7 protein-coding genes are annotated in these 6,000 nt (G+C 62.0%); all 7 read left to right on the top strand.

What is annotated here, in order from left to right:
* The first annotated feature begins 172 nt into the window (after positions 1-172).
* The 7 genes from H928_RS0108440 (at position 173) to H928_RS26815 (ending at position 5,895) form a co-directional block, all read left to right on the top strand.
* Complete coding sequence (locus tag H928_RS0108440; protein WP_021026089.1) at positions 173-985, top strand: amino acid ABC transporter substrate-binding protein; 813 nt, start codon at positions 173-175, stop codon at positions 983-985.
* Positions 986-1,194: 209 nt separating this feature from the next.
* On the top strand, positions 1,195-1,848 hold the full coding sequence (locus tag H928_RS0108435) for an amino acid ABC transporter permease (protein WP_021026088.1): 654 nt from the start codon (positions 1,195-1,197) through the stop codon (positions 1,846-1,848).
* A gap of 90 nt (positions 1,849-1,938) precedes the next feature.
* On the top strand, positions 1,939-2,691 hold the full coding sequence (locus H928_RS0108430; protein WP_027010713.1) for an amino acid ABC transporter ATP-binding protein: 753 nt from the start codon (positions 1,939-1,941) through the stop codon (positions 2,689-2,691).
* A 272-nt stretch (positions 2,692-2,963) separates the two neighbouring features.
* On the top strand, positions 2,964-3,794 hold the full coding sequence (locus H928_RS0108425) for an ABC transporter ATP-binding protein (protein WP_021026086.1): 831 nt from the start codon (positions 2,964-2,966) through the stop codon (positions 3,792-3,794).
* Positions 3,794-4,576, top strand: coding sequence for a lipid asymmetry maintenance ABC transporter permease subunit MlaE (gene mlaE / locus H928_RS0108420; protein ID WP_021026085.1), 783 nt, complete (start codon positions 3,794-3,796; stop codon positions 4,574-4,576). Before H928_RS0108425 ends, mlaE begins: the two co-directional genes overlap by 1 nt.
* Positions 4,577-4,617: 41 nt before the next feature.
* Positions 4,618-5,097 carry an outer membrane lipid asymmetry maintenance protein MlaD gene (gene mlaD, locus H928_RS0108415; protein WP_021026084.1) on the top strand — a complete coding sequence of 160 codons (480 nt, stop codon included), beginning with the start codon at positions 4,618-4,620 and terminating at the stop codon, positions 5,095-5,097.
* Positions 5,098-5,160: 63 nt separating this feature from the next.
* A complete protein-coding gene (locus H928_RS26815; RefSeq protein ID WP_021026083.1) occupies positions 5,161-5,895 on the top strand; it encodes a VacJ family lipoprotein in 735 nt (244 codons plus the stop codon).
* Positions 5,896-6,000: the final 105 nt, after the last annotated feature.

Below are 6,000 nucleotides of genomic sequence, written 5' to 3'. Positions count from 1 at the left end.
CGGGGCCAGCCATCGTAGCGGCTTGCGGACGTCCGACTAGGCCGGCAGAGTTTTCCACACAAGCGACACGAATTTCGTGTGATCGGAGACAATACGCGATTCGCCTGCACGCTGATGCTTGTACAAAACAAGCCAAGTGCTCTTATTTTGTCTTTCTCTTTGGTTGAGACACATGAAAAAACGTTCTTTCGTTGCCACCCTGGCGCTGACTGCCTTGCTCACCGCTTGCGGCAAGAATGATGCGCCCAAGCCTGCGGCTGAAGCACCCGCGCCTGCGCCTGTTGCGGCGGCGGTCACCAAGCTGGTGGTGGGTCTGGACGACAACTTCCCGCCCATGGGTTTCCGTGACGAGAAGAACGAAATCGTGGGTTTTGACATCGACATGGCCCGCGAAGCGGCCAAGCGCGCTGGCATCGAAGTGGAATTCAAGCCGATCGACTGGAACGCCAAGGAAGCCGAGCTGCTGGGCAAGCGCGTCGATGCACTGTGGAATGGCCTGACCATTCTGGAAGAGCGCAAGGAAAAGATCCTCTTCACCGACCCCTACATGGTCAACAAGCAGATCATCATCGTGAAGGCCGGCTCGCCGATCAAGACCAAGGCCGACATGGCCGGCAAGATCGTTGGCGCCCAGGAAGGCTCCAGCGCCGTGACCGCGATGGAAAAGGACAAGGAGCTGTCCGCCCAATTCAAGGAAACCAAGCTGTTTGGCGACAACATCGCTGCGCTGATGGACGTGGAAGCTGGCCGTCTGGACGTGGTGGTGGTGGACGAGGTCGTGGGCCGTTACCTGGTCTCCAAGAAGCCTGACAACTACGTGGTGCTGGCTGAAGACTTTGGCACTGAAGACTATGGCGTGGGCTTCCGCAAGGACGACGAAGCCACCCGCAACAAGATCAACGACGTGCTGTCTGAGATGAAGAAGGACGGCAAGGCCGAAGAAATCGCCAAGAAGTGGTTTGGCGCCGACGTGATCAAGCACTGATCTGCGTGTGACTTTGCACCGGGCCGGCACAGCGTGCCGGTCTTGTGCTTTTGGGCGCAGCCCATGGCCGCCGCAGCGCTGGGCGCTGCCCGGCGGCCAGAACGGATTTTTTTGACAGGAGTGCCAGACCAGGAGCGCCAACGCGTTCCAAGGCGCTCGTGCCTGTGGCAGCGAAGCCCGCGAAGCCGCTGCCACCGTGAAGGCCATCGATGGATTATGTAATTTCAATGCTGGGGCCGCTGTCCAACGGCGCCCTGGTGACTCTCAAGCTGTTTTTCATCACCCTGGCGCTGTCGGTGCCACTGGGTCTGGCCCTGGCGTTGGCGCGCATCTCGCGCTTCAAGGCGCTGGCGCGCTTTGTCGAGGCCTATATCTGGCTGATGCGCGGCACGCCGCTGATGCTGCAGCTGCTGTTCATCTATTTCGCGCTGCCCTTTGTGCCGGTGATTGGCGTGCGCCTGCCGGACTTCCCCTCGGCCGTCGTGGCATTCGCGCTGAACTACGCGGCCTATTTTGCCGAGATCTTCCGCGCCGGTATCCAGAGCGTGGACCGGGGCCAGTACGAAGGCGCGAAGGTGCTGGGCCTGTCCTACAGCCAGACCATGCGCCGCATTGTGCTGCCGCAGATGGTGCGCACCATTTTGCCGCCGGTCAGCAACGAGACCATCACCCTGGTCAAGGACACCTCGCTGATCTATGTGCTCGCCCTCAACGACCTGCTGCGCGCCGCGCGTGGCATTGTGCAGCGCGACTTCACGACCACGCCCTTTGTGGTGGCGGCCGCCTTCTACCTGCTGATGACCCTGGTGCTGACCTGGGGCTTCAACCGCCTGGAAAAGCGCTATGCGAAATACGACGCATAAGTGGCTGGTGGCGGTCGGTGGATGGAAAGCGGCAACGGCGAACAGCGCAGGAGTATGGCGATGACAGGCAATGACATGGGCACCCCGGTGATGGTGCAGGCGCGTGATATCTGCAAGGCCTTCAATGGCAACGAGGTGCTCAAGCGCGTCTCGCTCGATATCCACAAGGGCGAGGTGATGGCGGTGATCGGGCCCTCGGGTTCGGGCAAGAGCACCTTTTTGCGCTGCTTGAACCACCTCGAAGTGATCGATTCGGGCTCGGTCGTGGTCGAGGGCCAGACCTTGGTCAGTACCAATGCCCAGGGCCAGGCCCAGTACGCACCCGAGGCCCAGATGCGCGCCATTTTGCGCCGCATGGGCATGGTCTTCCAGGGCTTCAACCTGTTCCCACATCTGTCGGTGATCGACAACATCACCGAGGCACCGATGGTCGTCAAGGGCCTGACGCGCGAGCAGATCATGCCCAAGGCCCAGGAGCTGCTGCGCAAGGTCGGTCTGCTGGAGAAGGCCGATGCCTATCCGGCACGGTTGTCGGGCGGCCAAAAGCAGCGCGTGGCCATTGCACGGGCGCTGGCGATGGAGCCGGACATCATGCTGTTTGACGAGCCCACCTCGGCGCTGGACCCGGAGCTGACCGGCGAAGTGCTGCGCACCATGCGCCAGCTGGCCGAGGAGCACATGACCATGCTGGTGGTCACCCACGAAATGGGCTTTGCCCGCGAGGTGGCCAATACCGTGGTGTTCATGGACCAGGGCGCCCTGATCGAGGCCAAGCCTGCGCGCGCCTTCTTCGAGGACTGCAGCCATCCCCGCATTCGTTCCTTTTTGGACAATATGCTTTAATCGTGGGCGCTTCTCACCGTTGTTGACGCTGTGAACAACGGGCCAAGAGGCTGCCTGTGCGATGCTGAAGACTTGCCCGATCAGGCAAGCGACAGCAATAGCCTGTTGCCTTGCGGGGCTTAGCCCGTCCGGGTTACGATCTGGCTATATAAATACATTCATGAATGTTTGTTACAAGCGGTAAGCTTGATGGCTTGCGCTGCGGCAACTGACTACAGAAAAGAGCCCTGCCCCCTCTTATGATGACGATGCCGGATGTTGCCGGCTTTTCTATGCAATCTTCTGCCTCTCCACCTCTTGTCGAACTGCGCAATGTCACCTTTGGCTATGGTGACCGCACCATCTTGCGTGATGTGTCGCTGACCATCCCGCGTGGGAAGGTGACTGCGCTGATGGGCGCATCCGGTGGCGGCAAAACCACGGTGCTGCGCCTGATTGGCGGCCAGGCCCGGGCTCAGGCCGGCCAGGTGCTGCTCGACGGCCAGGATGTGGGGGCGATGAGCCAGGCGCAGCTCTATGCCGCGCGGCGCCGCATGGGCATGCTGTTCCAGTTTGGCGCGCTGTTCACCGATATGACGGTGTTCGAGAATGTGGCTTTTCCGCTGCGCGAACATACCCAGCTGTCCGATGCGATGGTGCGCGACATTGTGCTGATGAAGCTGCAGGCCGTGGGCCTGCGCGGCGCGCGCGATTTGATGCCCTCGCAGATCTCCGGCGGCATGGCCCGGCGCGTGGCGCTGGCCCGTGCCATGGCGCTGGACCCGGAATTCATCATGTACGACGAGCCCTTTGCGGGGCTCGACCCGATTTCGCTGGGCACCTCGGCGCAGCTGATCCGCGAGCTCAACGACGCGCTGGGCCTGACCAGCATCATCGTCTCGCACGATCTGGAAGAGACCTTCAAACTGGCCGACCAGGTGATCATCCTGGGCCCTGGGGTGGTGGCCGCGCAGGGTACGCCCGATGAGGTGCGTGCCAGCAGCGATCCGCTGGTGCACCAGTTTGTCAACGCGCTGGCGCAGGGGCCCGTGCCTTTCCATGTGCAAGGGCCCAGCATCGATGAAGATTTTGGCCCTGGCGCCGCCAAGAAGGGAGGCCGCTGATGCGTTGGTGGCACCCTGCTGATATCGGTTTTGCGCTGCGCTCCAAGGCTGCGGCGGTGGGCCAGGCCACGCGCCTGCTGCTGCGCCTGGTCGCCGGGCTGGGCTATGTGCTCAAGCGTCCGGGCCTGCTGCGCGACCAGATCCACTTTTTGGGCAATTATTCGCTGGCCATCATTGGCGTCTCTGGCCTCTTCGTCGGCTTTGTGCTGGGGCTGCAGGGCTACTACATCCTGCAGCGCTACGGCTCGGCCGAGGCCGTGGGCATGATGGTGGCTTTGACCCTGCTGCGCGAGCTGGGCCCGGTGGTGACGGCGCTGCTGTTTGCTGGCCGTGCCGGCACCGCATTGACGGCCGAGATTGGCCTGATGAAGGCGGGCGAGCAGCTCTCGGCCATGGAGATGATGGCCGTCAATCCGATCGAGCGCATTCTGGCGCCGCGCTTTTGGGCCGGCCTGATTGCGATGCCGTTGCTGGCGGCGGTGTTCAGCGCCGTCGGCATCATGGGCGGCTGGATTGTGGGCGTCTTGATGCTGGGCATCGATGGCGGCGCTTTCTGGGGCCAGATGCAAAGCGGTGTCGATGTGTTCCAGGATCTGGGCAACGGCGTGATCAAGAGCATCGTCTTCGGCATCACGGTGACCTTTGTCGCCTTGCTCCAAGGCTTTGTCGCCAAGCCCACCCCCGAAGGGGTCTCGCGTGCCACCACGCGCACCGTGGTCATGGCCTCGTTGTCGGTGTTGGCGCTGGACTTCATGCTCACGGCCATGATGTTCAGCATCTGACGCCTGCCCTGTAGATAGAGAAAAGAGAAACGGATTCGCATATGCAGCCCTCCAAAACCGATATCTGGGTTGGCCTGTTTGTCATGCTGGGCGCTGCCGCGCTGGTGTTCCTGGCGCTGCGCGCAGGCAATCTGCTGACCCTGGATTTCAACAAAGGCTATGAGGTCACCGCCCGCTTTGACAACATTGGCGGCTTGAAGCCGCAGGCCGCCGTGCGCAGCGCCGGCGTCAAGGTCGGCCGTGTCAAAAGCATCGGCTTCAATGACCAGACCTTCCAGGCCGATGTCCATATCGAGCTGACCAATGGCTACGCCTTTCCCAAGGACAGCTCGTTCAAGATCCTGACCAGCGGCCTGCTGGGCGACCAGTACGTGGGCGTGGAGGCCGGCTTTGATGAAAAGCCCTTGGTCAGTGGTGATACCGTCACCAATACACAATCGGCCATCGTGCTGGAAAATCTGATCGGCCAGTTCCTGTATGGCAAGGCCTCGGAGAGCTCCGCACCCAAAGCCGCCGAATAACACAAGCAAAAAACGAGAACGATGATGCGTTATCCAACCAATAAGCAACACGCACGCACATGGATGCTGGCGTCCACCCTGGGCCTGGCTGCGCTGCTGGCCGGCTGCGCCAGCGGCCCTGGCGCCAACCCCCGCGACCCGCTGGAGCCCTACAACCGGGCGATGTTCAGCTTCAACGATGCCGTCGACAGCGCGGTGCTTGAGCCCGTGGCCACCGGCTACCGCGATGTGACGCCGACCGTGGTGCGCACCGCAGTGACCAACTTCTTCGCCAACCTGGGTGACCTGTGGTCGGCCGTGAACAACGCGCTGCAGCTCAAGGGCGAGGGCACCTACAACAGCGTGGTGCGCTTTACCACCAACACCGTGTTTGGTCTGGGCGGTCTGATCGATATCGCCAGCGAGATGGACATCGAGCGCCACAAGCAGGACTTTGGCCTGACCCTGGCGCGCTACGGCATGCCCTCCGGTGCCTACATCGTCTGGCCTTTGCTGGGCCCCTCGACCATCCGTGACTCCGCCGGCATGGTGGTGGACTGGCAAGGCAATGTGGTCAGCTCGATCAACGATGTGCCGGTGCGCAACTCGCTGACCGGCCTGCGCATCGTCAACACCCGCGCCAACCTGCTGGGCACCACGTCGCTGGTGCAGTCTGCGGCACTCGACAAGTACAGCTTCACCCGTGACGCCTACCTGCAGCTGCGCCAGAACGCCAGCCAGTCCGCTGAGGACGAGGACGAGACCCAGTGGATGAACGAGTCGGCCGCTGACCCCCAGCCCCAGGGCGGCGTCAAATAAGCCGGCGTTATAAAGACTTACAAGAAATATAGCGGTGCATGCAACTGCATGGCCGCCTCAGCATCAAAAGTGCTCCGAGTCTGAATCGCAGACCTGGGCTGAAAG

Origin of the sequence: Comamonas sp. B-9 (genome assembly GCF_000410635.1) — a bacterium.
Classification (GTDB): domain Bacteria; phylum Pseudomonadota; class Gammaproteobacteria; order Burkholderiales; family Burkholderiaceae_C; genus Comamonas.
Note: the sequence above shows the minus strand (reverse complement) of the source record. Positions and strands in the feature narration are given on the sequence as shown.

Coding starts and splice junctions, on each gene's coding strand:
- H928_RS0108430 (WP_027010713.1), top strand. CDS start 1,939: ATGGTGCAGGCGCGTGATATCTGCAAGGCCTTCAATGGCAACGAGGTG.
- mlaD (WP_021026084.1), top strand. CDS start 4,618: ATGCAGCCCTCCAAAACCGATATCTGGGTTGGCCTGTTTGTCATGCTG.
- mlaE (WP_021026085.1), top strand. CDS start 3,794: ATGCGTTGGTGGCACCCTGCTGATATCGGTTTTGCGCTGCGCTCCAAG.
- H928_RS0108440 (WP_021026089.1), top strand. CDS start 173: ATGAAAAAACGTTCTTTCGTTGCCACCCTGGCGCTGACTGCCTTGCTC.
- H928_RS26815 (WP_021026083.1), top strand. CDS start 5,161: ATGCTGGCGTCCACCCTGGGCCTGGCTGCGCTGCTGGCCGGCTGCGCC.
- H928_RS0108435 (WP_021026088.1), top strand. CDS start 1,195: ATGGATTATGTAATTTCAATGCTGGGGCCGCTGTCCAACGGCGCCCTG.
- H928_RS0108425 (WP_021026086.1), top strand. CDS start 2,964: ATGCAATCTTCTGCCTCTCCACCTCTTGTCGAACTGCGCAATGTCACC.